The organism is Methylobacterium sp. 88A (genome assembly GCF_000376345.1).
GTDB lineage: Bacteria > Pseudomonadota > Alphaproteobacteria > Rhizobiales > Beijerinckiaceae > Methylobacterium > Methylobacterium bullatum.
Window position 1 is genome coordinate 4,077,125 of the sequence record NZ_AQVT01000001.1, and the last position, 26,265, is coordinate 4,103,389.

The following is a 26,265-nucleotide window of genomic DNA, read 5'->3' on the forward strand; positions in this document are numbered from 1 at the left end:
CTGTCGCGGAGATCCATCATGAAGCTGTTCCACATGGCCCTGTCCGGGCATGCGCACCGGGCGCGTCTGTTCCTGTCGCTGGTGGGTGCCGATTGCGAGATCGTCGAGGTCGATCTCGCCGCCGGCGCGCACAGGACGCCGGATTTCCTGGCCCTGAACCCGTTCGGACAGGTGCCGGTGCTCGTGGACGGCGACGTGGTGGTTCCGGATTCCAACGCCATCCTGGTCTACCTGGCGAAAAAGCTCGGGCGCACGGATTGGCTGCCGGAGGATGCTTATGGTGCGGCGCAGGTGCAGCGCTGGCTCTCGGTGGCGGCCGGACCTATCGCCTTCGGCCCCGCCGCGGCCCGGCTGATCACCGTCTTCGGCGCTCGCTTCGACACGGCCGAAGTGATTGCCCGTGCCCATCAAATCCTAGGCCGCATCGAGGCGGAGCTCGCCGGTCGCGCCTGGATCGCCGCCGACCACCCGACCATCGCGGATGTCGCCCTCTACAGCTACGTCGCCGCAGCCCCCGAGGGGAATGTCGACCTCGCGCCCTATGCCGAGATCCGCGCCTGGCTCGGCCGGATCGAAGCACTGCCCGGCTTCGTGGCCTTTCCGACGACGGCGGCCGGCCTGCGCGCGGCCTGAGACGACCCCCTGCCACAGGAGATGCCCCATGTCCTCATCCGACCCTCACCCCGCCTCGCCCTGGCACCCGGGCGAGATCGCGATCCAGGACCATGCCGGCGTCGCCGAGCGCATGGCCGAGATCGGCCCCCGCGTGATCCGCGACCAGATGATCGAGCAGCATCGCGACTTCTTCCGTCACCTGCCCTTCGTGGTGCTCGGGGCGGTGGACCCGGAGGGTGACGTCTGGGCGACGGTCCGGACGGGCGAACCGGGTTTCGTCGAGGCGCCTGACCCCTTCCGGCTGCGCGTGCGGGCAGCCGCCGAACTCGGCGATCCGGCCCAGGCGGGCCTGACGGAGGGTGCGGCGGTGGGTCTGCTCGGGATCGATCTGGCGACGCGGCGGAGGAACCGCCTGAACGGAATCGTGGAGCGCAGAGAGGGCGACGGTTTCGAGGTCCAGGTGCGGCAGAGCTTCGGCAATTGCCCGCAATACATCCACGTCCGGCAGGGTGCGGAGCGCCTGCGCAATCCCGTCGCGGCGGCTCCGGAGACCGGCCATGGCCTCGACGAAAGCGCCCGTGCGCTCATCGCCGGGGCAGATACGCTCTTCGTCGCCACCTATGCGGAGGGGAAGGACGGGGACCGGCAGGTCGACGTCTCGCATCGCGGCGGCCCCAAAGGCTTCGTGCGCGTCGGCGAGGACGACGTGCTCACGGTCCCGGATTATTCCGGCAACCGCTTCTTCAACACATTGGGAAACATCCGCGCCAATCCCCGCGCCGGGCTCGCAATCATCGATTTCACCACCGGCGACCTGCTGCAGATGACGGGGCGGGCGGAGGTGCTCCTCGATTCCCCCGAGATCGCGCGCTTTCCGGGCGCCGAGCGGCTCTGGCGCTTCGCACCCCGGACCTTCGTCCGGCGCGCGGGGGCCGTGCCGCTCTGGTGACGGAGCGACCGGCTCCCGTGACGGACCCACCTCAGCGACGGCGGACCTGGCTCTGGCTCGCGCGGAGCACCTTGCGGGCCCTGGCCTCGTGGATCGCGGCCACCTTCATCAGGAGGTGGCGTTCGATATCCGAAGGTGCGCTCGCGGCACAGTCCCGCAGGGCGATCGCCGCTCGCACATGCATCAGCGCCCGACCCAGCATCCGATCCCCGCTCCCCGCCCGATCCTGTCCCGGTCTAGCGGCGCGGTGCTTAAGGCATCATCAAACGAGATGCACAAAGGCAGGTCCGGTGCCGGGGATGCCCTGCGGGCGCCGCCGATCCGCTCCGAGAGTTGACGCAGGCCGTCGGGACTGCCAACCCGGCCGCATTGCGGGCGCGGCCGATCCCTCGGTCCGCAGGAGTACCGAATCTTCATGTCCGATCTGCTTGAGACGATCCGCAGAACCCTCGTGCCGATCCACAAGGAGGGCTACCCCTTCATCCTGATCGGCATCGTGCTGACCGTGCTGTTCGGCTATTTCGCCCAGTTCGCCGGCTGGATCTTCCTGATCCTCACCCTCTGGGTCTGCTACTTCTTCCGCGATCCCGAGCGGGTCACCCCGGTGGCCGACGGCCTGGTGGTCTCGCCGGCCGACGGCCGGGTGAACCTGATCTCCACCGTGCTGCCGCCGCCCGAGCTCGACCTGCCGCAGGAGCCGATGACGCGGATCTCGGTCTTCATGAACGTGTTCGATTGCCACGTGAACCGCGTCCCCGTCACCGGTAAGATCGGCCAGATCGTCTACACGCCCGGCCTGTTCCTCAATGCGGAACTCGACAAGGCCAGCGACGACAACGAGCGCAACGGCCTCGTCATCGAGACCACCCATCGCGGCAGCCCCCTGCGCGTCGGCGTCGTGCAGATCGCCGGATTGGTGGCCCGCCGCATCGTCGGCTGGGTGCAGGCGAACGATACCTTGAATGTCGGCGAGCGCTTCGGCCTGATCCGCTTCGGCTCGCGTGTCGACGTCTACCTGCCGGTGGGCACGCGCGTGCTGGTCGGCCTCGGCCAGAAGGCGGTGGCGGGCGAGACCGTGCTCGCCGATCTCGGCGGCGGCCCCGAGCGCAGCTTCCGCCGCATCTGATCCCGCCCGGCCCCGCCCGGGCGGGGTCGCGATCCTTCGCGGACGGTGCCCCATAGGCCCGTTCGCCCGTCTTTCTGAAAAGGCGCGTCATGGACGATCTCTTTCCGCCCTTCGAGCCGGATGCCAACGAGCCGAAGCCGCGCCGCTTCAAGGCGGTGCCGTTCCGGATGATCGCGCCCAACATGATCACCCTGATGGCGGTCTGCCTCGGGCTGACCGCCATCCGTCTCGCGTTCGAGGGCAAGTTCGAGCCCGCCGTCATCGCCATCGTCGCGGCCGCCTTCCTCGACGGGATCGACGGGCGTGTCGCCCGCATGCTCAAGGGCACGTCGCGTTTCGGGGCCGAGCTCGATTCCCTCGCCGATTTCGTCAATTTCGGCTGCGCCCCGGCGCTCATCCTCTACGGCTTCGCGCTGAAGGAGCTGCGCTCGCTCGGCTGGATCGTCGCCCTGATCTTCGCCATCGCCATGGCCCTGCGCCTCGCCCGCTTCAACGCGATGCTCGACGATCCCAACCGGCCCGCCTGGAAGAAGGACTTCTTCGTCGGCATGCCGGCGCCGGCCGGAGCGCTGACCGCGATGCTGCCGCTCTATCTCCACTTCCTCGGCCTGCCGTTCGAGCGCTGGGCCGCGCCGGTGGTGCTCGGCTACACGCTCTGCATCGCCCTCCTCGTGGTCTCCACCGTGCCCACCTTCTCCGGCAAGACCATGGGCAAACGCGTGCCGCGCGAATGGGTGCTGCCGATCTTCCTCGTGGTGGTCGCAGCCTTCGGCCTGTTCATCAGCTATCCGTTCGAGGCCATGGTGGTGATGGCGGGCGGCTACCTCGTCACCCTGCCGATCGGGGCCGCGCAGTACCGGCGCCGGGCGAAGATCGAGGAGCGTCTCGACGCAACCGGCCGTGGACAGATCGAACCGGCGCCTGTCGAAAGCTGATCGGCTCGCCTAACGTCTCTGCCGGAAGCCCGTTGGGCTCACGCTTTGGAGGCGACGGTGCTGGAAGAATTCAAGAAATTCGCGCTGCGCGGCAATGTCGTCGACCTGGCGGTGGGCGTGATCATCGGCGCCGCCTTCGGCTCCATCGTCACGTCGGCGGTCCAGGACGTGTTCATGCCGATCATCGGGGCGATCACGGGCGGCCTCGATTTCTCGAACTATTACATCGCGCTCTCGTCGAGCGTGCAGAAGGGCGCGGCCTATGCCGATGCCAAGAAGCAGGGCGCGGTGATCGGCTACGGCCAGTTCATCACCGTGGCGCTCAATTTCATGATCGTCGCCTTCGTGCTGTTCCTCGTCATCCGGGCCATGAACAAGCTTCAGACCCAGGAAGAGGCAAAGCCCCTTCCCGAAACCCCGGCGGACGTGAAGCTGTTGGGCGAGATCCGCGATATCCTCGCGGCCAAACCCAAGGTCTAGGGTCCCGAGGTCCGAGTTCAGATCGACGTCGCGGGCGGTGCGTTCAGGTCGTCGAGGAGGCCATCCAGAGCCTGCTCGACCGCGCCGGTGCCTTCCTCATGCGTCTTCAGCCGAGTCTCGAGGCGACGCAATTGCGGCGCGAATTCCTCCGGCACGGCAGGTTCACCGAGGAATTTCGGCGCATCGTCCTGCGTGGTGAAGACGGAGCGCAGCTGTTGGCCGAGATGGTCCCGCACCGGCTCGGGCAGAGACGGATCGACATCCGCGGCGCCGGACTGTCCGGAGGCCGATTGATCAATGCGGAGAATCGGATCGTTTGCCATATCGGGTGTTTCTCTCAGTCAAGAGCAATAACCGGCCGGGGCGGCGAGTGTTGCGCGTACCGACTCACAAATGTTGATGGTACCCGATCCTGCGCCGGTATTTCAGGTGTTTCTCCTGCGAACCCTGACGATTCTCCGATCCACGAAAAAGCCCCCGGTGCCGTGGCACCGGGGGCTCCTGCCGAATGGTCAGCGTCGATCGATGTCGACGATCAGTCGATGACCTCGACGATGCGGCGGCTGCGGTCCACCAGCACCGGACGGTCGTTGACGATGGTGTAGCGCGCGCCGCGGGCGTTGTACTCGGACGGCACGTCGTAATAGGTCACGCCGGTGCCGGGCAGGGTCGCGCCGACGCGGACATCGCCGTCATAGGCGTAGGAGCTGTGACGCTCGCGGGTGACGTACTGGCGGAAACGGGGGCGGTCGTCGACACCCAGGATGCCACCGACGGTTCCGGTCGCGGCGCCGACGGCACCGCCGACGATGGCGCCCAGCGGGCCGGCCGCGTCAGCACCGTCCTGTGCGCCACGCTCCGCGCCGCGCACGAGGCCCTGGGCCTGGGCCGCGAGGGGGAGGGAAAGGGCGATCGCCGAAGCGGCGAGAAGGGTCTTGATGTTCATGATCGAGATCTCCGTATCCGATGACCCGCGAACGGTGACGCTCAGCGGGGTTCGGGGCAGTAACGCCCGATCTCCGGAAAGGGATGCCTCGAAAATCGATTTTGCCGGATTGTCCCAACCATGTCCCCGAACGGGGGACGACGTTCCTCATGCCCCCGGTGTCGCGATACGATGTCGCTTGGTGAGCGCGAAGGAGCGCCGATCCCGACGGCTCGGCGGCCGGAATCAGGCGTCCTTCGGCATGGCCGATTGGATCAGCCGGTCCGAGCTCAGGTCTTCCTCGTCGTAGCCGAGCAATTCGGCGAGGCGCCCGCGGGCGCGGCTGACGCGGCTCTTCACCGTGCCGACCTTGCAGCCCATGATCGTGGCCGCCTCCTCGTAGGACACGCCCTCGGCGCCCACGAGGACGAGGGCCTCGCGCTGGTCGGGCGGCAGTTTGGCGAGAGCCGTCTGCAGGTCCTCCACATCGAGGCGGTCGCCCTGGTGCGGTGCCGTGGCGAGACGCGCGGCGTAGGACCCGTCCTGGTCCTCCACCTCGCGCACGCGCTTGCGGTGGTCGGAGTAGAAGATGTTGCGCAGGATGGTGAAGAGCCAGGCGTTGAGGTTCGTGCCCGGCTGGAACCGAGCGCGATGCTGCCAGCCCTTGAGCAGGGTGTCCTGCACGAGATCGTCCGAGCGGGCCGGATTGCTGGTGAGCGAGAGCGCGAAAGCCCGCAGCGACGGCACCGCCGCGAGCAGACCGTTGCGGAACTCGGGCTCCACCTGCTCGCCGCGCGCTTTCAGGGCGGCTTCCAGCTTCTCGATGAGCTCGGCGAAACGCGTGGACGGCTCGTCCGTGCCGAGGCGGTCGTAGACCGTGCGGAGCTGGTCTCCGAGATGGGAGCGAATGGTCGCCGTCAGGCTCGGCCGCCCGTCGCCGTTCGTGTCGCTCAAGCGGTCGGGGCTGGTGTCAAGGACGTCGCGTGTCATGGCTCGTCGTATTCTGATCGTTTGGCAGGAAATCGTCCGGTTCGGGCCGGCCGTATCGGATCGGTCCGCCTGACGTCGATGGCGAGCCCGTAGCATGTCACGGGGTTGTAGCGCATCCCACCCGGTCACGCATCCCGCCAAGCTGCGCATATGGCGAGGTACGCCCTTCGCGTCCACGTGCGGCGGATGGCGCCGGAGGCAGCGACATCTTCGTCATGTCCCAAAGCGCAGCGGCCTCTGCTGGCGTGATCGGTGGTCTATATGATCCGGTCATGGCCATCGGGAGGGCGTGGCCATCGGGAGGGCGTGGCCATCGGGAGGGCGTGGCCATCGGGAGGAATCGTCCATGGATCGTCGCGCCTTCACCGCGAGCCTGACCGCGGCCGTTCTGTCCGGTCCGGGCGAGGCCGCTCGCGCGGCGGCGCCCGAGCGGCCGCCCGTGCGGATCGCCATGCTGATGTTCCCCGGCATGACGGCGCTCGACCTCGTGGGCCCGCAGGCGATCCTGGCCGGGTTGGCGGGCGATCGGCTCCATCTCGTCTCCCGCCGAGCCGGACCCGTTCCGAGCGATACGGGCCTGACCCTCATTGCCGACACCTCCTTCGAGACCTGCCCCCTCGATATCGACGTGCTCTTCGTGCCGGGCGGCGACGCGACCCCCGCCCAGATGCGCGACGAGGCGACCCTGGCCTTCCTGCGCGACCGGGCTCCACGCGCATCCTGGGTCACCGGCGTCTGCACCGGCTCGCTCATCCTCGGCGCGGCGGGGCTGCTCGACGGCTACCGCGCCACCTCGCATTGGTGCGTGCGCGAGACCGTGCTGCCCCGCCTCGGCGCCATTCCGGTGAACCGGCGCGTGGTGGTGGACCGCAACCGGATCACGGCCGCGGGCATTTCCGCAGGTCTCGACTTCGCCCTCGTCCTGGCGGCCCGCCTGCGTGGCGACGACTATGCCAGGACGAGCCAGCTCGTGGCCGAATATGCGCCGGAACCGCCCTTCTCCGACGGTACGCCCGAGACGGCGGGGCCGGACATCTCCGCCCGCGCCGGAGCGATCCTCAAGGACCTGGCGGCTGGCTGTCTCGCGGCAGCCACGCGGTAGACGCTGCGGCTGAGGGTCGGGGAGCCGTGGCTTGCCGCCTCGGGCGGCCTCCGCGACCCGCGAGACGGCGCGTCATTTTGCCGGAACCTCGTTGAATGGCCAAGGTTTAGCCCTTGGCGGGAAAGCTGCATGGTCGCCATGCGCTGGACGCCGGACCTCCGCGCTCCAACCATGAAGGGCATCGATCAATGGCATCAGGCCTCGCAGGCGATCTCACCCGGACGAAATCCCTCGAGCGACTGAATGCCGACGCCGAAGGGGGTGAGCACAAGCTCGAACGTACCCTCGGCCCCTGGAGCCTCGTCGCCCTCGGCATCGGCGCGGTGATCGGAGCCGGCCTGTTCTCCCTCACCGGCATCGCGGCGGCCGAGCATGCCGGCCCCGCCGTGGTGATCTCCTTCGCCATCGCGTCGATCGCCTGCGCCTTCGCCGGCATGTGCTACAGCGAGCTCGCCGGCATGATCCCCGTGGCGGGTTCGGCCTACACCTACGCCTACGCCACCATGGGCGAGTTCGTGGCCTGGATCATCGGCTGGGATCTCGTGCTCGAATACGCTGTCGGCGCGGCCACCGTTTCGGTGAGCTGGTCGAGCTACGTCACCCGGTTCCTGCGGGACACGCTCGGCATCAACCTGCCGCCCAGCCTCGTCAATTCCCCCTTCGAGACCTACACGGTCGACGGGGTGACGGCGCATGGCATCGTCAACCTGCCCGCCATCCTCATCATCGTCGCCGTCTCGGCCCTGCTGATGATCGGCATCCGCGAATCCGCCCGCGTCAACGCCGTCGTCGTGGCGATCAAGCTCGCGGTGGTGGCGGTCGTGGTCGGCGTCGGCCTGTTCTACATCAAGGCGCAGAACTACGTGCCGTTCATCCCCGAGAACACCGGCACGTTCGGCGAGTACGGCTGGAGCGGCATCATGCGCGGCGCCGGCGTCGTGTTCTTCGCCTATATCGGGTTCGACGCGGTCTCGACGGCGGCGCAGGAGGCCAAGAACCCCCAGCGCAACATGATGATCGGCATCCTCGGCTCGCTGGCCATCTGCACGGTGATCTACATCGCCTTCGCCGGCGTGCTCACCGGCCTCGTGCATTACGACGCCATGAAGGGCGATGCCGCCCCGGTGAACACGGCCATCGCCCAGACCCCGTTCCCCTGGCTGAGGAGCCTCGTGACCCTCGGCGTCATCGCCGGCTTCTCCACCGTGATCCTGGTCCTTCTGCTGGGCCAGAGCCGGGTGTTCTATTCCATGAGCCAGGACCGGCTGCTGCCGGGCTTCTTCTCGAAGATCCACCCGACCTGGAAGACGCCCTACCGCTCGAACCTGTTCTTCATGGTGTTCACCAGCGCGCTCGGCGGGTTCCTGCCGATCAGCCAGCTCGGCCACATGACCAGCATCGGCACCCTGCTGGCCTTCATCCTGGTCTGTGCGGGGGTCATCATCCTGCGCCGGACCCAGCCCGATGCGCGACGGGACTACCGGACGCCGCTGGTGCCGCTGGTGCCGATCCTCGGCATCGTCAGTTGCCTCGCCATGATGGTGTCCCTCGACGGCCAGACCTGGCTGCGACTGCTTGCCTGGCTCGTGGTAGGACTTGTGATCTACTTCGCCTGGAGCCGGCGCAACAGCCGCCTCGGCCGCGACGAGGCCGTCAGGCCGTCTTGATCAGGGACAGGTGCCGGCCGTCGCGGGCCGGCTCCGTCACCTCGCCCACGGCGACCATCTGACGTTCGCGCGCGATGAAGGCGGTCGGCATCACGGCCTGCATCTCGGCCTCCACGCTGCGCAACTGCGCATCGCCATGCGACGGGTGGAGATGAATGATCGCCAAAGCCTTCGCCCCCGCCGCCCGCGCCAACTCGACGCCCTTTTCCCAGGTGGAGTGCCCCCAGCCACAGCAGCGGGGATACTCGGTCTCCGTGAACATGCCGTCGTAGACGAGCAGGTCGGCCCCCTCCACGAAGCGACGAAGGGCCTCGTCGGGCCAGGGGTCGGAATGCTCGATGTCGCTGATGATGCAAAGGCGCTTGCCCGCATGGTCGAAGCGATAGCCCACGGACCCTTGTGGATGATTGAGCAGGATGGTGTCGACCCGCGCGCCGTCGGCGAAACTCAGCGACTCGCCCGCCTTGAAGCCGTGATGGGAGAAGGTGCACGGGATGACATCGAGCGTCACCGGAAACAGCGGCGGCGAGAACAGCCGGTCCAGGGCCGCCTTGGCGCTGTCCCCGTCGAGGTTCCCGCAATAGGTGTTGATCGTTCGCTCTGGGTTGAAGATCACCGGCTTGAAGAACGGCAGCCCAGCGGTGTGGTCGAGATGGAGATGGCTGAACAGGAGATCGATCTCCTTGGGTAGCGCCTCGCGATGATGGAGACCGCAAGCATTAAGGCCGGACCCGGCATCGACCACGAACAGGCGCGTGCCGCAGCGGACCTCCATGCAAGGCGTATTGCCCCCGAACTCGGCATAATCCGGCCCGCTGACAGGCGTGGAACCTCGAACGCCCCAGAAGCGTAGGGAGAGGCCGTCCTCAGCCGAGGTCGTGTGCGTCATGGTCATCGTTCGACTACCGATTGCCCGATCCATCTGAGATCCGGCGCCTTTCGGCGCACCGATGCGATCCGTTCCTCGCGAGAGCGGCCACGATCAGGTTGCCAGGATCGAAGTGGGGTTGACCATGAGGTAGTCAGCCCGTTTCGACATCGATGTGCGGCCACGCACACAGCTTAGAAGACCGGATTCTGCGAAAAGCCGGCTCCCGCCTGACTATTTCCGCGTCGGGCAAGAGCGCCTTGGGCTCATATTGACGAGCGATAGATAAGGCGACCCGCCCGTTGGGATTGCGCATCGAAACGCCCTCGAGAGGGCGTGCGGGAAGAGAGCTCCGCGGCCCTGAGGCGGGTGGTGCTAGGGCCGGAAACCGGCCTCGCCGTTCAGGCCTTCAATCAGCCGGGGAAGGGGAACGGTGCCCGGAGAGCCTTCGTGTCGATCGGCGACGGCAGCAGGACGCACTCGCGCGCTTCGAGCCACTTCAGGTCGATAAATCTCGGCGGGACGCCGAAAGTTGGATCATCGAGACCGACCGAGAGCTTGTAATCTCGTATCTTGAACGAATCCCGAGCGCTTTCCCGGTCGCTCGTCACGCGGAGCGACTGACAGGGAATAACGTAGGCATGGGAAACTATGACACCGTGGAGCGAGGTGGAGACGATCTCCTCGCAGCTCATGATGTCTCCGATCACGCCCTCGATCTCGTCGAACGCAACCGATCGCAGCGAGATGAGCTTGATGTGATCCGCACCCAGCTTCTCGATGGCGGCCCGGAACATCGCGTCCTTCAATACGTGTAAAATGATGCTGATCTTATGGGTCTTGGGCACATCCACCTCCGGTAGCAGAACGGCGGCATCACCGTAGATTTCGGGGCATTCTCCGCCGCTGGCGATGACTGCCGAACGCGTTGGCGGCCTGCCTCGATCGCCATTTCGTAAAAGGTGCTCAAGGGTGGGGAACGCAGATACGAAGGCACGCCATTTTTGTTTCAACCCCGCAAAATGAGGCGCTAAGGCCAGGCAACGTAGAATAGATCTAAATCTAAATTGTAGCTCGAACGGTTTGCGTGAGTTTTATACTCTTTCCAATATTCGCCAATACGCTTGCTTGATCGATCAGCTTGCTTCTTTATGCCCGCTGTCGGGGCACTGCAGAATTTGGAGGTCGGACGAGATGGAACGGGTGCTGGAACTGATCCGCGGTTATGCACGGCTGGCATGGTGGGATGGTTGCACCGTCGACATGCGTCTGCACCGCATCGCAGACTTCGTCGATTTCCTGACTGCCGCAAAGGAGCCGGGCCTGATGCACAAACCGATCCCGATCGTAAAAGGAGAGATCGCGTGAGTGTTATCCGTTCTTCCCGGCCCTGTATCGATCCGCCCAAGGAGGGAAGCGAACTGGACGAGGCACTGCGACGCGCGTTCTGGACCAGTCTGCACCGACAACCTCTTCCGGCGCTCCAGGCGCTGGCGGTAGCGGCGCGCACCATCGGGACGCTGTATCGACAGGTCGCCGAGGCCCATGAAGGCCCAGGCGGCTGCAATTGCGGGTGGGAGCCCGATCCTGATAGCGATCTCATCGTGCTCGAGGCCAATCTGGCGGCGGCCCTGCTCAAGCCGCCAGAAGCCGACCTCGCCCATATGACAATGCTCGGAAGAGCGTGACGGCTGGGCGTGCCAGCCTCAGTTGAACGATGGATCGCGATGATTCGGGGCTCGGCCTGCACTTGCGTCTCCTTTCCGCGAAGTACACGTGAGGGATTGATTAACCCACTCCCGCTCATGATCCACTCGTCCCTGCAGGGTGGAGGTGGGAATGGATGTGATCTACCGCGGCCTAGAAACGTCTCTTCTCGGCCTGACCCTCGTCCTCGGCATCGCAGCCCTGGCCCTCCCCTCCCTGACGCCCCGGATCCTCGGCGCCCCGGAACTTGCCGTGACCCTGCCGCTGCTCAGTGTCACCGCTGCGCATTGAAGCCACCCCACGGGATTTCAGGCGCGCCGTCGGCGGCGGCAGAGAGGCTTCTCGACGCGCAATCACGATCGTGACGGTGTGATGTCACACAAGCAGTGTGGCAAACCCAACTATTCGCGTGTGGCGCTTCATTGCGCTGCAACCGTTTCGCCCTCCCGCGATTTACAAACCAAGCGCTGCGGTAAGTGCAATGGCTTGGGTCTGGATGGTGCTTCGTAAAACGGAGCGCGGGCAGGGTTGCGATGACGAAACGGTTCAGGCTTTTCAGTGCGATGGGCATTGCGCTCGCCGTCGGCGTGTCCTCTTTTTCCGCTGAGGCAATGCCTGGCACTGAGGGATCTTCGACCGGCACTCCTCACCGGGATGCGGAGCTTGGCAAGGTAGCCCTGACGGTCGAGGCCGAGGACGATACTCTCGCTTGCACCAAATCGCGCAAGCGCTTGTTCGTCGATGGCGAGGGCTGGATCGTCCGCCGTGTCACCACTTGCCGCTGAGGCAATGCCTCCGCTTTCGGATGACGGCATGTGGGCGTCGACTTCGATGCCTTGCAGCTACTTAGGGACTGCCGCACCTCACCCCTCGCCCCTACAATCAGACTTCACCTTGGCACGATCATTCTCGTCGTGCCGGTCTATCGAGGTCCGTCTCGATACGACGAGGTTCGTATGTCGGCCACGCTGAGATGGATGATGCCGGGATTCACCCTGACGCTTGCCCTCGTGGTGGCGCCAGTAGCTCATGCACAGGACGTCACAGCTTCGGGCTACGGCCATCCCGATACGTTCCGACCGCGGTTCGATGAGAGCTACGCCGGGCCTTATGTCGTCGCAGCCTCTCGTACTGGGTTGTTGCTGCCAATACCCCGCCCAACCGAGCTCGTCCCGAGCGCTTGGGGACATGGAACATACGATGTTCCCACCGCCACCGGCATCCGCCCCGCCCCCGTCGGAACGCCCACCCTATACGTGATCGAAACGCCCACCGAGACGAGGCGCAAGGCCCGAAGCCAAGGTCCGAGGATACTGTCTGGGGAAAGACGGAGTCCGGTTTCGACATCCATAGATCTGCCGATGCAGGCCGGAGCGAGGATTGTGACGGTGGCTATCGGGCGACACGCGTCGCGCTGAGAGGGCGGTGTCAGTATTGCGCGCGCATGATCGATTCGGAGACGAGCTTGATGGGTTTTCCGCGCCCCATCATGATCGCCGCTCGTGATTGCTCCGGATCGGATTCGAACCGCGTCCGCAGCCATGAAACGAGGAACTTCAGGTATTCCGAGCCGATGAGCCTTGCCGTTCCAGGGTGCCGCCACCAGCGATCGGCGTCGAAGCCGTCCGCGATCACGGGGTGGGGCAGTACCCGGTCCTTGCCCATCAACGCATGATCGAGCTCCACCAAGGTCCGGGGCATGTGGTAGTTCGAGGTGACCACCGCGACGGTATTGAACCGGTGCTGGCGCATCCAGCGACGGGTTTCGATGGCGTTGCCGATCGTGTTGCGAGCCCGGTAATCGAGATCGACGCAGCACTCGATCCAGTGGCGCTGGGTCGGATTCAGGCGGGCGATCTCGTCGCGGCTCGTTCGCTCGTTGACGCCGGTGATCAGCAGGCGCCGGCCATAACCGCCGGCGAGAAGATCGATTGCGTCGCCGATACGCTGTGCGCCGCCCGTTAGGACCACGATCCCGTCCGCCCGGCCGTCGAGCGTGCGCTCGTCACGGGCGATGGATTCGGCGAAGATCAGGAACCCGGCAACCAGCGCCAGGGTGGCGATGGCACCGAGGCCGAGGGTGACATAGCCGATACGCTGCAGTGTTGGAGACATCACCCTTGCGATCCGTGCGGGAGGCGCCGACAATTCCGCCCGACCGCGTGGCCAGACCCAACCGAACGCCTCCAGCGGGCGAGTGGTGCCGAGTCCTGACATCCGCGTGGCCATTCTCCGAAGGTAGTGCCGAATGCGGCATCCGCGAGGCGATACTTCCGCCCCTAAGGGTTTACGAATAGTTAACGCGATTCCGGGAACTCGGAACCCCGTGCGATGTCATGCAGCAAGGGGGCGAAGAGCCCTGTCCCGCAGTCGAAAACCCAGCTTCAGCGCAGGAATCGTCTGACCGTGAGCCGCGAAACGATACCGGTCACCACGGAGGCGATCACGCCGATGAGCAGGACGGCGGCGTAGCCACGCCAACCGATATGGAAGGCGCCGAACAGCGCCTCGATCTCGTCTCCGGCCGGCCCCGATCGCCAGAGCCGGGCGAGCAGTCCCGCTAGCGCGAAGACCGCAAGTGCCAGGCACGAGCCGATGACGCCTCCGCGTAGGCCGAGGCCGAAGAAGCGGCGCTGGAAGGCGCGGGCAATGAAATCGTCGTTCGCGCCGACGAAGTGCAGCACCTCCACCACTTCCCGGTTGCCGGCCATGGCGCCGCGCGTGGCGAACACGACCGCGAGCCCGGTGGCGATCAGGACGAGGGCGACGATGCCGACGCCGACACCGACGAAGGTGTTGGCCATGGTCGAGAGCCGCTGAAGCCATAGGGCATGGTCGTCGAGGCTCGCCACCCCCGGCAGGGCTTCGCCGAGCGCGCCCCGGAGTCCTTTCAGATCCGGCGCGGGGGAATCCGCGAGTTTCAGGGTCACGAGCCGCGGAACTGGCAGGTCGGAAAGATCGAGGCCGCTGCCGAGCCAGGGCTCGAGTAGGCGTTCGGCTTCCGCCTTCGAAAAGATCCGCGTCGTGGCGATTCCGGGCGTCGCCTTTGCCAGTGCATCGGCTTTGGCCACATCGGCATCGATATCGCGACCGGCGCTCGGCCTCACCTGAACCGTCACCTCCTGCGCGACGCTGCCCTGCCACTGATCGGCGCTGGAGGCGACGATCTCGGCCGCCCCGGCGCAAAGAGCCGCCAGGAAAGTCAGGATCGCGATGACGGCCGCGAGCGCCCGGCTCGCGGCCGAGTCGGTGGGGACGAGGGGAGCGTTGCGTCGCAGGGTCGCCGGAAGGGCTTCCTGGTCGGTAGCGATGGGCATCGAGGGATGCGGCGGTGGGCTTGCCTGACGACCCATCAGTGTTCGATCTGCAGCCGGCCCTGACCTAGGACGAGCCGGGGGGCGTCGACGAGGTCCATTAGGGCGAAGTCGTGGGTGGCGATCAGGACGGAGGTTCCGAGCCGATTGAGTTCGATGAATAGCCGCAGCAGCCGCCGGCCGAGACCGGGATCGACGTTGCCGGTTGGTTCATCGGCGAGGAGAAGGTCCGGCCGGGCGATGAGCGCCCGGGCGATCGCCGCACGCTGCTTTTCGCCGCCCGACAGAAGCGGCGGCAGGACGTGCATGCGCTCGCCGAGACCGACCCAACGCAGGAGTTCGACCACCTCGGCACGGTAGCTCGTCTCCGACCTGCCCTGGACGCGCAGCGGCAGGGCGACGTTCTCGTAAGTGGTGAGGTGGTCGAGCAGCCGGAAATCCTGGAATACGATGCCCATCCGCCGGCGCAAACCGGTGAGCGCCTCGTTGGAGATGTCGCTGACTTCCTCTCCGAACACCGAGACCAGCCCGCGCGTCGGCCGGACCGAGAGAAGGATCAGGCGCAGCAGGGTGGTCTTTCCCGCGCCGGAGGGGCCGGTGAGAAACTGGAACGAGCGCGGGGCGATCTGGAAGCTCACGTCGCTCAGCACTTCCGGCCCGAGGCCGTAGCGCATGCCGACATTTTCGAACTGGACCACGGGCTCCTCGACGCCCGACAGGAGGCTGTCAGCGGTCACGCGAGATGCCCGGATCCGTTGATGCCTGATTCTGCTGACAAGCCTGTGCTCCCATTCTGCCGCTTCACGGAGGATTAACCGCTCTTGGCGATGATGGTGTGAGTCTTTTTCACCGAACCGGCAACCGCCGATCGAGAATTCGAGGCGTCGATTCGCCATGCTGATCGTATGCCCGGCCTGCGCAAGCGAATACGACATCGCCACCGACAGGGTTGGCGTCGAAGGCCGCTCGGTGCGCTGTGCCGCGTGTCGCGAGACCTGGTTCATCTCACCCGATGAGGTCGCTGCTGCTCTCGCCGAGGAGATGGCCGAGATTCAGGCGGCGATGGGCTCGGTGGAGGGGCGCGGGGAAGCGCAGGCCGATCTCGATGCATGGGAAGCGGCACTGGCCGAGGAGGCCCAGGCCGCAGCGGTGGGTCCGGTGCCGGAGGAGAAGCCGGTCCGCAAGCCCCGCGGGCGCACGCCCCCTCCGAAACGATGGGGCGCTATGTCGCCGGTCGCCGCCTTCGGGCTCGCCCTGCTGGCGGGCATACCCTTGGCGCTACTTGCCCGCAGCACCGTGGTGCGGGCCATGCCCCAGAGCGCTGCGCTTTATGCCGGGATCGGCATGCCCGTGAACCTGCGCGGCATCGAGATCCGCGATCTTTCGGCCTTCCAGACCCAGGGCGAGGGCGCCGCGTCCCAACTCGTCGTCGAGGGCGACGTGGTCGGCGTGGCGGGCAACCCCGTCCCGGTGCCGCCGATCGAGGTCGAAGTGCGCGATGCGCAGGACCAGACCATCTACCGCTGGACCGTGGCGCCGCCGCGCTCCAGCCTCGAGGATCGCGAGACGGCCCGGTTCAGGGCAAGCTTGTCGGCGCCGCCGGCGCAGGGGCGCACGATCAAGGTCGGGTTCGCACCGGAGCGCGGTGTGCCGGAGACGGATCTCGGTCATTGACACCGGACGTTGCCTCTCGCGCAGGGCAAAAAACGGTGCCACCCGCGCCCGCTCGTGGTAGAGAGATCGTATGACCAGCCCGACCCGACGCGTGCGCGTCCTCTTCGACGAAACCGCCATCGCGAACCGCAACGAGGAGCTGGCCGCGGACATCGTCGCGGCCAAGCCCGAGAACCTCCTCGTCGTGGCGGTTCTCAAGGGAAGCTTCATGTTCGCAGCCGACCTGCTGAGGGCGCTGCACCGGTCCGGCCTGTCACCGCAGGTCGAGTTCGTCCACCTGTCGAGCTATCGCAGCGGCACGGTTTCCTCGGGACAGGTAGAGATCCTGCGCGACGTCGAGAGTGAGGTTCGCGGCCGCGACGTCCTCCTGGTGGACGACATCCTGGAATCCGGACGCACCGTCGTCTTCGCCAAGGACCTGCTCATGGCGCGTGGCGCCAAGCGGGTCCTGACTGCCGTCCTGCTCGAGAAGCCGGGCAAGCGGGCGGTGACCATCGATGCCGATTTCGTCGGATTCACCTGCCCCGATGTGTTCGTGGTCGGCTACGGGATGGATGTCGCCCATGAATATCGTCAGCTCCCCTTCGTCGGCTTGGTCGACCACGTGAGCAGCGAGCCGGACCTGTTCGGCGGCACCTGAGCCCGTCCTGCAGGCACGCGAAGCTGACGATCAGGCACAGCCGTGGCTTTAGGGCGACAATTGCGCGCGGTCGGGGCATGCGGAACATTTGCATATCATTTGATGCAAAGCGGCCCTTGACATCGAAGCTGAGTAAAAGCGCAGTCTGGGCGATCCAGCAGAGACAAAGAGTTGATGGCACGAATCCTCCTCGTTGACGATGAAGAGCCCGTGCGTGGCTTCCTGAAACGGGGCCTGGAAATCGACGGGCATTCCGTCGTGACGGCGTCGGATGGGAGCGACGGGCTCGATCGGCTGATCGAGGCGGATGGCGGGTTCGATCTGATGCTCACCGATATCCGCATGCCGCTGATGGACGGGATCGCCCTCGCGCTCGCGGCCAAGCGCGATTTTCCCGACCTGACCATCCTCCTGATGACGGGGTTCGCAGACCAACGCGAGCGGGCCCGTGGCCTCGACGCCATCGTCACCGATGTGCTGACGAAGCCCTTCTCCCTGGCCGACCTGCGCTCGACGGTGAAACGCGCGCTCGCCGCCTGAACGGGCCGCAGGTCCGCAAAATTTCGATGAAGCTTGGCCGCCGGTCATTGCGTTGGCGAAGGGAGCGATTCCTCCTTTTCTCGCGACGAGTGCCCCATGACGTCATCGACGACAACCCGCGCCGCCCTGGCCGCGCTGCTTCTCTCCGGCACGATCACCACCGGGGCTGCTGCGGCCGAAGCCCAGCCGGGTCCCGCCGCCGGCACACTCACCAAGGTCGCCAGCTTCGAGCATCAGGTCACCGGCGTCACCGTCTCCAAGGATGGTCGCGTGTTCGTCAACTTCCCACGCTGGACCGAAGACAGCGCCGTCTCCGTCGCCGAGGTAAAGGACGGCCGGGTCACACCTTTCCCCGACGCCGAGTGGAACGCCTGGCGCAATGCGCGCAAGGACGATGTCTCAGCTGGGGACCATTGGATCTGCGTCCAGAGTGTGGTGGCGAGCCCTGACGGTAATCTCTGGGTGCTCGATCCGGCCGCGCCCGGCATGGCGGCGGTGGTGAAGAACGGGCCGAAGCTCGTGGAGATCGACCTCAAGACCAACAGGCCCGCCCGCACCATCGCCTTCAACGAGGCCGTGGCCCCTCAGGGTTCCTACCTCAACGACGTGCGCTTTTCGCCGGATGGAAAGACCGCCTACATCACCGATTCGGGCGCGAGTGGCGCCCTCGTCGTGGTCGATCTTGCCAGCGGCAAGGCCCGCCGCCTCCTCGACGGAGATCCGACGACCCAGCCCGACAAGACGGTGACCGTGACCTACGAGGGCAGGCCCCTTCGGCGGCCAGATGGACGCGGCGTGGAATTCGCCGCCGACGGCATCGCCCTCTCGCCCGATGGCGACACCCTGTACTGGCAGGCGATCAAGGGGCGGACCCTCTACAGCCTGCCGACCTCCGCGCTCACCGGCTGGATGACGTCGTCGCTCGTGCCGGAAGCGCTCAGCGACAGGAGCCTGTCGGGCAAGGTGGAGACGGTGGGCGACAACGGCCCTGCGGACGGCCTCATCATCTCGCGCAAGGATGGGCGGATGTACGTCACCTCGCCCCAGGACGACTCGATCAAGGTCCGCGACCTGTCCGCGAAGGGCTCTGCCCTCACGACCCTGATCCAGGACAAGCGCCTGCGCTGGCCCGACACTTTCGCCGAGGGACCGGACGGCACCCTCTACGTGACGACCTCTCGCATCCAGGATTCGGCCTTCTACAAGCCCGACGCACCGGCGGCCCTGCCCACCGACCTGTGGAGCATCAAGCCCCCGGCGAGCGATGCCACCGGATCGACGACGATCCCAGCCGCCCGCTGAGACCGAAGGCCCGGTCGGTCGGCGAGACCGGCCGGGCATTCCCGCCCTCCCCTGCGAGCTTTCCCATGCGCCGACGCGACATCCTCTGCGGCCTCGCCGCATCCGGTCTCTGGAGCGGTCACGCCTCGGCGGCTCCGATCCTCCGGTCAGACGATCCCCGGTTCGCCGAACTGGTCGATCCGTCCGCCCGGCCGATGCCCCTCTACCGCGAGGGTCGGTGGTGCGAAGGCTTGTGCTGGGCGCCGCATCTCGGGGGCCTCATCGTCAGCGACGTGCGGTCGAACCGCATGCTGGTAATCGGGGAAAACGGCGAGGTGAAGCCGTTTCGCGATCCCTCCAACAACGCCAACGGCAACATCCTCGATGCGAAGGGGCGCCTCGTCACTTGCGAGCACCGGACCCGTCGCGTCGTCCGCCGCGAACCCGACGGGACGATGACCGTGATGGCGGATTCCTACGGCGGCAAGCCTCTGAACTCACCCAACGACGCGGCGCTCGCGCCGGACGGAGCGATCTGGTTCACCGATCCCGTCTTCGGCATCACCGTGCCGGATGAAGGCATTCAGGCGGTGCCGGCCCAATCCGCGAGGCGGGTCTACCGGATCGATCCGGCCGGTGAAGTCCAGGGCATGACCGATGCCGTCGGCCAGCCCAACGGCATCGCCTTCGCGCCGGACGGCCACACGCTCTACGTCACGGAGACCAGCGCCGCCCTCGACAATGCGGAGGGCGCGCGCGCCATCCTCGCCTTCCCGGTGAAGGACCGGCGCCTTGGCGAGCCACGGGTGGTCGCCGCGCTCGATGCCGGCGCTCCGGACGGTCTCGCCATTGATGAGGCCGGGCGGATCTACGCCGCCTGTGCCGACGGCGTGCGCATCTACCTGCCCGACGGGACGCTGCTCGGCCGGATCGCCACGGCGACGCCGGCCTCCAACGTCGAGTTCGGTGGGGCGGACGGGCATCGCCTCTTCATCTCGGCCGGCTCCGTGGTGGCCGCGATCGATCTCAAGGTCCGGGGCGCGGCGAAAGCCGGCTGACCAACGTCATTTCTTCAGGATTGCAGCATCAATGACTTTCGCACGACGTGACATGCTGGCGGCCGGCCTCGCCGGATTTGCCTGCCTGAGCAGCCAGGCCTCCGCGGCTGAGGGAGGCTCCCCCAATACGGCATCCGGTAGGACGGTCGCCAGCGACCCAGGGGTGCCGGGACTTGAACTCGCCATGGCAGCGGACGCGCCCTCCAACCCCACCGGCCTCACCCTGTCCCAGAGCGGCCGCGTCTTCGTGATGATGCCGCGCTTCAACGCCAAGGTGCCCTTCACCCTCGGCGAAGTCATGCCGGATGGGAGCGTGACGCCCTATCCCGACGAGACCACCAACCAGCCCGATGCCAAACGCGCCCAGACCCGCCTGCTGCATGTGCCCAATGGGGTGATGGACCGGGACGACAAGCTCTGGGTCCTCGATGCCGGGCTGCCGGACGGCGCGGGGCCGCCCATGCCGGGAGGGGCCAAGCTCGTTCAGTTCGATCTGGCGACCAACCGGATCGTTAGAATGGTCCCGCTGGAGGCCGGCGTCACCGCTACCTCCTCGCTCAACGACCTGCGGGTCGATATCCGCGACGGCCGGGCGGTGGCCTTCATCACCGACCAGGGCCAGGACGGGCACGGCGCGATCCTGGCGGTGGATCTCGCCAGCGGCCGCGTCGTCCGGCGCCTCGCCGAGCATGCCAGCACCGAATCCCAGAAGGGCATCGTCAAGGTCGTCGAGAACCGCCAGATCCTGCAGCGCAAGGCGGAGGGACCGCCGCGCCCGGTGCAGGGTGGCGCCAACGGCATCGCCCTGAGCCCGGACGGCCGCCGCCTCTACTACGCGCCACTCATGGGCCGGCGGCTCTATGCGGTGGAGACCGCCTCGCTCCTCGACCCGGCGGTGTCCGATGCCGAGGTCGCCGCCGCCGTCGAGGATCTCGGCGAGAAGGGCATGACCGGCGGCCTCATCGCGGATTCCAAGGACCGCGTGTATCTCGCCCTGCAGGAGCACAATGCGGTCGGCCGGCGCGAAACGGACGGCACCGTCACCATCCTCGCCACCGATCCCCGGCTGATCTGGGCCGACACGTTCTGGATCACCCCCGACCGCTGGCTCTACATCACCGCCGCGCAGGTCAATCGGAGCCCGGACTACAACAACGGCCGCGACATGCGGCAGCCGCCCTACGCCATCCTCCGAATGCGTATCGACGCCGACCCGGCTTGATACGGCGCCCCCGCCCGGTCGTATGATCAGGCGAGCATATGTGTGAGGAGGGCACGCAGCTGCGCCGGCTTGATCGGTTTGTGCATCAATTCGGCGCCGATCATCGCCACGTCCGCCTCGATCCCGGGCGAATGGTCGGCGGTGGTCACGATGACCGGCAGGGCCGAACAGGCCACGCCGCGCAGGTAGCTCGCGACATCGAGGCCGCAGGCGCCGTGATCGAGGTGATAATCCAGGATCAGTACGTCCGGCGGGGGCTGCCCGGCGGCGACGCGCTCCGCCACACCCGCAAGGTCGCGATGGACACTGACCTCCGCGTCCCAGTTCTGCAGCAGACGCCTCAGCGCATCGGCGGTGGCCGGGTCGTTCTCGACGATGAGGACGCGCGCCCCGGTCAACCGCGTGGCGATGGGCGCGGGGCCGGCCATGGTCTCGGTCGGGGAGGCGCCGATGGGGACGGACAGGCTGACCCGGGTGCCGTGGCGGAGCCGCGAATCGAGGACGAGGGCATGGTCGAGGGCCGTGGCCATGCGCTGGACGATGGAGAGTCCGAGGCCAAGTCCCGGCTCGCCCTCGTCACCCGCCCCGCCGCCCCGGTAGAATTCCTCGAAGACGAGATGGCGCTCGCTCTCCGCGATGCCGCAGCCGGTATCGATCACCTCGATGCGGCACAGCCGACCACGCCGGCGCGCGGCGATCAGTACGCCGCCCCGGCCAGTATATCGGATCGCGTTGGAAACGAGGTTCTGCAGGATGCGCCGAAGGAGGACCGGGTCGCTGTCCACCCGGATCTCCGGGCAGCGGACCGCGAGGCGCAGGCCCTTGCGCTCGGCCATCGGCATGAAGCTCGCCGCGATCCCGTCGAGCAGATCGCCGAGAGCCACCGGCCGGATGACCGGGCGGACGATGCCGGCATCGAGCTTGGAGATGTCGAGAAGAGTCTTGATCAGGTCCTCGATGGTCTGCAGCCCCCGTTCGACCTGCGCCGACATCGCCAGGGCTTCCGAGCCGAGTGGCATGTCCGACAGGGCGGAAGCCGAGAGGCGCGCTGCGTTCAGCGGCTGCAGCAGGTCGTGCCCGGCGGCGGCGAGGAAACGGGTCTTCGAGCGGTTGGCGGTCTCGGCCTCCTCCTTGGCCGCGACCAACGCGGCGTTTGAGCGCTCCAGGCTGTACATCAGGCCGGTGAGTTCCTCGGTGCGGGAGCGGACGCGGCCCTCAAGCATGATCGCGGTCTGGAACAGCGAATAGGCGCCCCCCTGCTGGTCCATGGTGCGCTCCACATGCGCCATGAGCGCCGCGTTGATACGCTCCAGCTTGGCAATACGGCGGCTGGCCTCTTCGTCGCCGACGCTGGGAGAGCCGGCTGTCATGAAGCGGCCAGCCGGCCGATGGCGATGCCGGTAAAGGTCTGGTTGAGGTGCATCGCCCGGTACTGCTCGCCATAGGTCTCGAACCCCACCACGTCATAGCGGCGATAGAGGTCGCAGATGCCCTGGCGGACCTGCCGGCTCTCAGCATCGAGACGGCGCAGGACGCAGTCGAAGCCGATGATGAGATCGATCCCCCCGAGTGCCGCTTCGAGACGGGTCAGTTCGCTCCGGGTGGTCTCCACGATGTCGCGCGGCTGGGCCAGGGTGAGGACGACGCCCTCGTCGATGGCGCAGAAGAAACTCAGGGAGCCATCGGCGTTCATGCGCCGGATCGAGCGGCAGAAGTACTCGCCCCCGACCTTCACCGCGAGGGGATAGGCGGCGAAACTCATCGGCGTCAGCGCTTCCGGGTCGAGCCCCACCGCCATGGCGTATTCGCGGGCGGCAGGCTCGGCATTCAACTCGTGGACGATGCGCTGCTCGTCGTCGGAGGCCGTGACCACGAACTTCGTGGTCGTCGGCTCGAAATGATCGCTCTTGAAGATCTGGAACGGATAATCCGTCTCCACCAGCACCACCACCGCCGCCCGGCGATGGATCGAGCCTTGGTGGAGCAGCACCGTCTCGCGGAAATTCAGGTCGTCGCCGGCGGATCCGCCGACCAGGGGGATGCCATCGAGCGCCCAGGCGATGGCCGAGACCACCGTCTCCTCCGCATTGGCGAGGCCATCGATGAAGGACAGGGCGAAGCGCCGGTTCGGTGCGGCATCGGGGGATTCCGTCTCCAGGATCCGCCGCAGGGCACGGACGGACGAGGCGGTGCGCGCCACGTCGAGATGGTCGATGGCATCCAGAATCGCGGAGACGACGCGAAAACCCTTTTCGGGGAAAGCGACCACCACGAGGCCGCGCTCCAGCCCGCCCGCCGGGCAGATGCCGCCCGACATGGTGCATCCGGTGATGGGTGTGCCGGGGAAAGCGCCTGCCAGGGCGGTGTTCAGGTCATCGACGACGTAATCGGGGGAGAAGAAGGCCAGCAGATGCGAGAGACGGGATGGACCGATGCCGGCGGCGACGTCCGCCACCGCCTCGGCCGCCGTCGCGGCAACCGTCCAGGCGGTCCTGATCCCGCACAGATGCCCACGCATCCGCGTGCCTTCCTTCACCGTCCCGTCCCCTCGGCGTCATGCGTCGGCTTTGCGCCTCGACGTCATTTCGGAGGAGTATGTCGGTGCGTCAGGCCGGGCGCAATGGCGGCGCTCGCAAGCGCCGCCTTTTGGGCTCAATCCACCGTCTTGAGGTCTTTCACCGACACGTCGCCCTGGCGGGACGAGAAGGTCGGCGCGGAGCCGTTGCTCTGGGAGACGCCGCTGATCTGGTGATCGCCGGTATCGTAGGTCGTGCGCTTGCCGTCCGTGTCGATGACGAGCCGGCGCGAGTCGGGGAAGAAGGCGTAGCGCATCCCGTTCTGGCCACCGCTGGTGGAAGGCTGGCCCAGCTCCTGGGGCCACCAGGCCTCGCCGCCGGACATGGGTTTCATCGGCTCCATGGGCTTCATGGGTTCCATAGGCTTCATCGGTTCCATCGTCGTCGTCCTCGAACGTGGTGAGTCAGACACGGCTACGCCCGAGAGCGGACAAGGTTGCATGGACCGGGCGCCTGCCCCAGGCGGCGGCATGACGGACCCGACTTCTACTTGCCGATATTGAATTTCCGCACCGCAAGGGTCATATCGCGCACCGTTCGATCCCCGGAGGCAAACCCTTGAGCGATACCCTGGAACGGCACGAATTCGGTGCCGAGGTCGGCCGGCTGTTGGACCTCGTGGTTCACGCCCTCTATTCCGACCGCGAAATCTTTCTGCGCGAATTGGTGGCCAACGCCGCCGATGCCATGGACCGGCGTCGCTTCGAGGCGCTGACGCAATCGGTCTCTGCCCCGCCGGCCGACGCGAAGGTCACGATCACCCCCGACAAGACCGCGCGCACGCTGACGATCTCCGATCCCGGCATCGGCATGACCAAGGCCGAACTGGCGCAGAACCTCGGCACCATCGCCCGCTCCGGCACCCGCGCCTTCAGCCAGTCGCTCGGAGACGCGAAGGCCGAGGACAAACCCAGCCTGATCGGCCAGTTCGGCGTCGGCTTCTACTCCGCCTTCATGGTAGCCGACCGGGTGACCGTCACCTCGTGCCGCGCCGGCTCCGACGAAGCCTGGACCTGGGCCTCGGAGGGCCAGGGCAGCTACACCCTGGAACAGGCGACCCGCGACGAGCCGGGCACCGACATCGTCCTCCATCTCAATGAGGACGCCGACGAGTATCTGGAGAGCTATCGCCTCGACCACGTCGTGCGCAAATGGGCCGACCACATCACCGTGCCGGTGGCCATCGTCTCCGAGGGCAAGACCGAGACCGCGAACCAGGGCACGGCCCTGTGGCGCAAGTCGAAATCCGAGGTCACCCCGGAGCAGTACACCGAGTTCTACCGCCATGTCGGCATGAACTTCGACGAGCCCTGGGCGACCCTGCATTGGCGCGCGGAAGGGGCGCTCGAATTCTCGGCCCTGCTGTTCATTCCCGGCATGAAGCCGTTCCAGGCGGTGGAGGGCGAACGCGCGAGCAAGGTCCGGCTCCACGTCCGGCGCATGTTCATCACCGATGAGGCCGAATTGCTGCCGACCTGGCTGCGCTTCGTTCAGGGCGTGGTCGACACCGAGGACCTGCCCCTCAACGTGTCCCGCGAGATGCTGCAGGCGACGCCGGTCCTCACCAAGATCCGCCGCGCGGTCGCCGGCCGTGTCCTCTCCGAACTCGGCACCCGCGCCAAGGATGCGGAGGGCTACCAGTCCTTCTGGGAGAATTTCGGCCCCGTCCTCAAAGAGGGCATCTACGAGGATTACGAGCGCCGGGGCGAGATCGCTCCGCTCCTGCGCTTCCGCTCCTCGGCGGTGGAAGGCTGGACCTCCCTGCCCGATTACGTCTCGCGCATGAAGGACGGCCAGGAGGCGATCTATTACCTCGTGGCCGACGATGCCGACGCCCTGGCCTCCTCGCCGCAGCTCGAGGGGTTCCGCGCCCGTGGCGTCGAGGTGCTGTTGCTCTCCGACCATGTCGACGCGTTCTGGCCGGAGCAGCTCGGCCGGTTCGAGGAGAAGCCCCTGCGTTCGGTGACCCAGGGCGGCCTCGACCTTTCGAAGATCGCCGCCACCGAGGAAACCGGCGAGGCACCCGCCTCCGTCGAGTCCCTCGTCGCCGCCCTCAAGGCGGCACTGGCCAAGGATGTGGCCGACGTGCGCGCCACCGAGCGGCTGGTGGAGAGTGCCGTGGTGCTCTCGGCCTCGGGCAGCGGGCCCGACCTGCAGATGCAGCGCCTGTTGCGCCGGGCCGGGCGAGGAGCCGGCGGATTGCCGATCCTCGAGATCAATCCGCGCCACCCGCTGATCGCTTCCCTCGCGGCGAAGGCCGAGGCCGGAGAGGACGTGACGGAGCCCGCCGGCACCCTCGTCGACCTCGCCCGCATTCAGGACGGCGACACCCCACGCGACCCCGTCGCCTTCGCCCGCAAGGTCGCCGCGGCCCTGGCCTCCGGCGGCTGACCCCGCGACGTTCGACGGGAGCGCATTCTTTGTGCGCTCCCGACTTGTGATGTCGACCGAACTCGTGTTAACGAGCCTCCGTCTCATCGAGGCGCCCCGCGGAGAGGTGGCAGAGCGGTTGATTGTACCGCACTCGAAATGCGGCATGGGTGCAAGCCCATCGGGGGTTCGAATCCCCCCCTCTCCGCCATTCAGCCTGAAAAGC

At 66.8% G+C, this 26,265-nt stretch carries 30 protein-coding genes and 1 tRNA gene; 19 read left to right on the top strand and 12 right to left on the bottom strand.

Features of this window, described 5'->3' with window-relative positions; all coding sequences use genetic code 11:
* Positions 1-18 precede the first annotated feature (18 nt).
* Together A3OM_RS0119460 and A3OM_RS0119465 are read left to right on the top strand one after the other, a co-directional pair.
* Positions 19-633 (top strand): glutathione S-transferase, encoded by a 615-nt coding sequence (locus A3OM_RS0119460; protein ID WP_026176220.1) that lies wholly within the window; start codon positions 19-21, stop codon positions 631-633.
* Positions 634-661: 28 nt separating this feature from the next.
* On the top strand, positions 662-1,564 hold the full coding sequence (locus tag A3OM_RS0119465) for a pyridoxamine 5'-phosphate oxidase family protein (protein WP_018045457.1): 903 nt from the start codon (positions 662-664) through the stop codon (positions 1,562-1,564).
* Between the two features lie 31 nt (positions 1,565-1,595).
* On the opposite strand, the gene A3OM_RS26200 is transcribed toward A3OM_RS0119465, so the two are convergent.
* Positions 1,596-1,766, bottom strand: a complete 171-nt coding sequence (locus tag A3OM_RS26200) for a hypothetical protein (RefSeq protein WP_018045458.1) — start codon at positions 1,764-1,766, stop codon at positions 1,596-1,598.
* 213 nt (positions 1,767-1,979) lie between these two features.
* Here A3OM_RS26200 and A3OM_RS0119475 point away from each other — a divergent pair, with 213 nt between their 5' ends.
* The 3 genes from A3OM_RS0119475 to mscL all read left to right on the top strand — a co-directional run bounded on the left by A3OM_RS0119475 (position 1,980) and on the right by mscL (position 4,105).
* A complete protein-coding gene (locus tag A3OM_RS0119475) occupies positions 1,980-2,690 on the top strand; it encodes a phosphatidylserine decarboxylase (protein ID WP_018045459.1) in 711 nt (236 codons plus the stop codon).
* Between the two features lie 89 nt (positions 2,691-2,779).
* On the top strand, positions 2,780-3,625 hold the full coding sequence (locus tag A3OM_RS0119480) for a phosphatidylcholine/phosphatidylserine synthase (protein WP_018045460.1): 846 nt from the start codon (positions 2,780-2,782) through the stop codon (positions 3,623-3,625).
* Positions 3,626-3,682: 57 nt separating this feature from the next.
* Positions 3,683-4,105 (top strand): large conductance mechanosensitive channel protein MscL, encoded by a 423-nt coding sequence (mscL, locus tag A3OM_RS0119485; protein ID WP_026176221.1) that lies wholly within the window; start codon positions 3,683-3,685, stop codon positions 4,103-4,105.
* Between the two features lie 17 nt (positions 4,106-4,122).
* Here mscL and A3OM_RS0119490 read toward each other — a convergent pair whose 3' ends face one another.
* The 3 genes from A3OM_RS0119490 to A3OM_RS0119500 form a co-directional block, all read right to left on the bottom strand.
* Positions 4,123-4,428: a hypothetical protein gene (locus A3OM_RS0119490; RefSeq protein WP_018045462.1), complete on the bottom strand. Its 306-nt coding sequence runs from the start codon at positions 4,426-4,428 to the stop codon at positions 4,123-4,125.
* 212 nt (positions 4,429-4,640) lie between these two features.
* Positions 4,641-5,051, bottom strand: coding sequence for a DUF1236 domain-containing protein (locus A3OM_RS0119495; protein WP_018045463.1), 411 nt, complete (start codon positions 5,049-5,051; stop codon positions 4,641-4,643).
* A gap of 225 nt (positions 5,052-5,276) precedes the next feature.
* The gene (locus A3OM_RS0119500; RefSeq protein ID WP_018045464.1) at positions 5,277-6,020 is read right to left on the bottom strand and encodes a sigma-70 family RNA polymerase sigma factor; all 744 of its coding nucleotides are present in this window, start codon (positions 6,018-6,020) and stop codon (positions 5,277-5,279) included.
* A gap of 451 nt (positions 6,021-6,471) precedes the next feature.
* On the opposite strand from A3OM_RS0119500, the gene A3OM_RS24375 reads away from it, so the two are divergent.
* The gene (locus tag A3OM_RS24375) at positions 6,472-7,122 is read left to right on the top strand and encodes a DJ-1/PfpI family protein (protein WP_043764926.1); all 651 of its coding nucleotides are present in this window, start codon (positions 6,472-6,474) and stop codon (positions 7,120-7,122) included.
* 188 nt (positions 7,123-7,310) lie between these two features.
* Entirely contained in the window at positions 7,311-8,789 is a 1,479-nt protein-coding gene (locus tag A3OM_RS0119510; RefSeq protein ID WP_018045466.1) for an amino acid permease, read from the top strand.
* Here A3OM_RS0119510 and A3OM_RS0119515 read toward each other — a convergent pair.
* Both A3OM_RS0119515 and A3OM_RS24380 read right to left on the bottom strand, forming a co-directional pair.
* Positions 8,776-9,684, bottom strand: a complete 909-nt coding sequence (locus A3OM_RS0119515; RefSeq protein ID WP_018045467.1) for an MBL fold metallo-hydrolase — start codon at positions 9,682-9,684, stop codon at positions 8,776-8,778. The two genes, A3OM_RS0119510 and A3OM_RS0119515, sit on opposite strands and share 14 nt — an antisense overlap.
* 386 nt (positions 9,685-10,070) lie before the next feature.
* Positions 10,071-10,670, bottom strand: a complete 600-nt coding sequence (locus A3OM_RS24380) for a hypothetical protein (protein ID WP_210162316.1) — start codon at positions 10,668-10,670, stop codon at positions 10,071-10,073.
* A gap of 181 nt (positions 10,671-10,851) precedes the next feature.
* On the opposite strand from A3OM_RS24380, the gene A3OM_RS26205 reads away from it, so the two are divergent.
* From A3OM_RS26205 to A3OM_RS0119540, 4 genes are all read left to right on the top strand, one after another.
* Positions 10,852-11,025 carry a hypothetical protein gene (locus A3OM_RS26205; RefSeq protein ID WP_018045469.1) on the top strand — a complete coding sequence of 58 codons (174 nt, stop codon included), beginning with the start codon at positions 10,852-10,854 and terminating at the stop codon, positions 11,023-11,025.
* Positions 11,022-11,345, top strand: a complete 324-nt coding sequence (locus A3OM_RS0119530; protein ID WP_018045470.1) for a hypothetical protein — start codon at positions 11,022-11,024, stop codon at positions 11,343-11,345. Before A3OM_RS26205 ends, A3OM_RS0119530 begins: the two co-directional genes overlap by 4 nt.
* 151 nt (positions 11,346-11,496) lie before the next feature.
* The gene (locus A3OM_RS26210; protein WP_018045471.1) at positions 11,497-11,655 is read left to right on the top strand and encodes a hypothetical protein; all 159 of its coding nucleotides are present in this window, start codon (positions 11,497-11,499) and stop codon (positions 11,653-11,655) included.
* A gap of 242 nt (positions 11,656-11,897) precedes the next feature.
* The gene (locus tag A3OM_RS0119540; RefSeq protein WP_018045472.1) at positions 11,898-12,149 is read left to right on the top strand and encodes a hypothetical protein; all 252 of its coding nucleotides are present in this window, start codon (positions 11,898-11,900) and stop codon (positions 12,147-12,149) included.
* 643 nt (positions 12,150-12,792) lie between these two features.
* Here A3OM_RS0119540 and A3OM_RS0119545 read toward each other — a convergent pair.
* From A3OM_RS0119545 to ftsE, 3 genes are all read right to left on the bottom strand, one after another.
* On the bottom strand, positions 12,793-13,479 hold the full coding sequence (locus A3OM_RS0119545; RefSeq protein ID WP_018045473.1) for a YdcF family protein: 687 nt from the start codon (positions 13,477-13,479) through the stop codon (positions 12,793-12,795).
* Positions 13,480-13,748: 269 nt separating this feature from the next.
* Entirely contained in the window at positions 13,749-14,681 is a 933-nt protein-coding gene (locus A3OM_RS0119550; RefSeq protein WP_018045474.1) for an ABC transporter permease, read from the bottom strand.
* Between the two features lie 35 nt (positions 14,682-14,716).
* Positions 14,717-15,415: a cell division ATP-binding protein FtsE gene (gene ftsE / locus A3OM_RS0119555; protein ID WP_018045475.1), complete on the bottom strand. Its 699-nt coding sequence runs from the start codon at positions 15,413-15,415 to the stop codon at positions 14,717-14,719.
* A 157-nt stretch (positions 15,416-15,572) separates the two neighbouring features.
* On the opposite strand from ftsE, the gene A3OM_RS0119560 reads away from it, so the two are divergent.
* The 6 genes from A3OM_RS0119560 (at position 15,573) to A3OM_RS0119585 (ending at position 21,093) form a co-directional block, all read left to right on the top strand.
* Positions 15,573-16,352, top strand: a complete 780-nt coding sequence (locus A3OM_RS0119560) for a zinc-ribbon domain-containing protein (protein ID WP_018045476.1) — start codon at positions 15,573-15,575, stop codon at positions 16,350-16,352.
* 70 nt (positions 16,353-16,422) lie between these two features.
* A complete protein-coding gene (gene hpt / locus A3OM_RS0119565) occupies positions 16,423-16,992 on the top strand; it encodes a hypoxanthine phosphoribosyltransferase (RefSeq protein WP_026176225.1) in 570 nt (189 codons plus the stop codon).
* 174 nt (positions 16,993-17,166) lie between these two features.
* On the top strand, positions 17,167-17,532 hold the full coding sequence (locus tag A3OM_RS0119570; RefSeq protein ID WP_018045478.1) for a response regulator: 366 nt from the start codon (positions 17,167-17,169) through the stop codon (positions 17,530-17,532).
* Positions 17,533-17,628: 96 nt separating this feature from the next.
* On the top strand, positions 17,629-18,834 hold the full coding sequence (locus A3OM_RS0119575; protein WP_018045479.1) for an L-dopachrome tautomerase-related protein: 1,206 nt from the start codon (positions 17,629-17,631) through the stop codon (positions 18,832-18,834).
* Positions 18,835-18,899: 65 nt separating this feature from the next.
* Positions 18,900-19,871 carry an SMP-30/gluconolactonase/LRE family protein gene (locus A3OM_RS0119580; RefSeq protein WP_018045480.1) on the top strand — a complete coding sequence of 324 codons (972 nt, stop codon included), beginning with the start codon at positions 18,900-18,902 and terminating at the stop codon, positions 19,869-19,871.
* Positions 19,872-19,902: 31 nt separating this feature from the next.
* Entirely contained in the window at positions 19,903-21,093 is a 1,191-nt protein-coding gene (locus tag A3OM_RS0119585; protein ID WP_026176226.1) for an L-dopachrome tautomerase-related protein, read from the top strand.
* 26 nt (positions 21,094-21,119) lie between these two features.
* Here the strand turns inward: A3OM_RS0119585 and A3OM_RS0119590 are convergent, their stop codons facing one another.
* From A3OM_RS0119590 to A3OM_RS0119600, 3 genes are all read right to left on the bottom strand, one after another.
* Positions 21,120-22,463: a hybrid sensor histidine kinase/response regulator gene (locus A3OM_RS0119590; protein ID WP_018045482.1), complete on the bottom strand. Its 1,344-nt coding sequence runs from the start codon at positions 22,461-22,463 to the stop codon at positions 21,120-21,122.
* Positions 22,460-23,611, bottom strand: a complete 1,152-nt coding sequence (locus A3OM_RS0119595) for an FIST N-terminal domain-containing protein (RefSeq protein WP_018045483.1) — start codon at positions 23,609-23,611, stop codon at positions 22,460-22,462. The genes A3OM_RS0119590 and A3OM_RS0119595 overlap by 4 nt, the downstream gene beginning before the upstream one ends.
* A 134-nt stretch (positions 23,612-23,745) precedes the next feature.
* Entirely contained in the window at positions 23,746-24,039 is a 294-nt protein-coding gene (locus A3OM_RS0119600; RefSeq protein WP_238253847.1) for a hypothetical protein, read from the bottom strand.
* A 188-nt stretch (positions 24,040-24,227) separates the two neighbouring features.
* Between A3OM_RS0119600 and htpG the strand changes: the two genes are divergently transcribed.
* A complete protein-coding gene (gene htpG, locus A3OM_RS0119605; RefSeq protein ID WP_018045485.1) occupies positions 24,228-26,060 on the top strand; it encodes a molecular chaperone HtpG in 1,833 nt (610 codons plus the stop codon).
* A gap of 100 nt (positions 26,061-26,160) precedes the next feature.
* Positions 26,161-26,250: transfer RNA gene (locus tag A3OM_RS0119610), tRNA-Ser, on the top strand.
* Positions 26,251-26,265 lie beyond the last annotated feature (15 nt).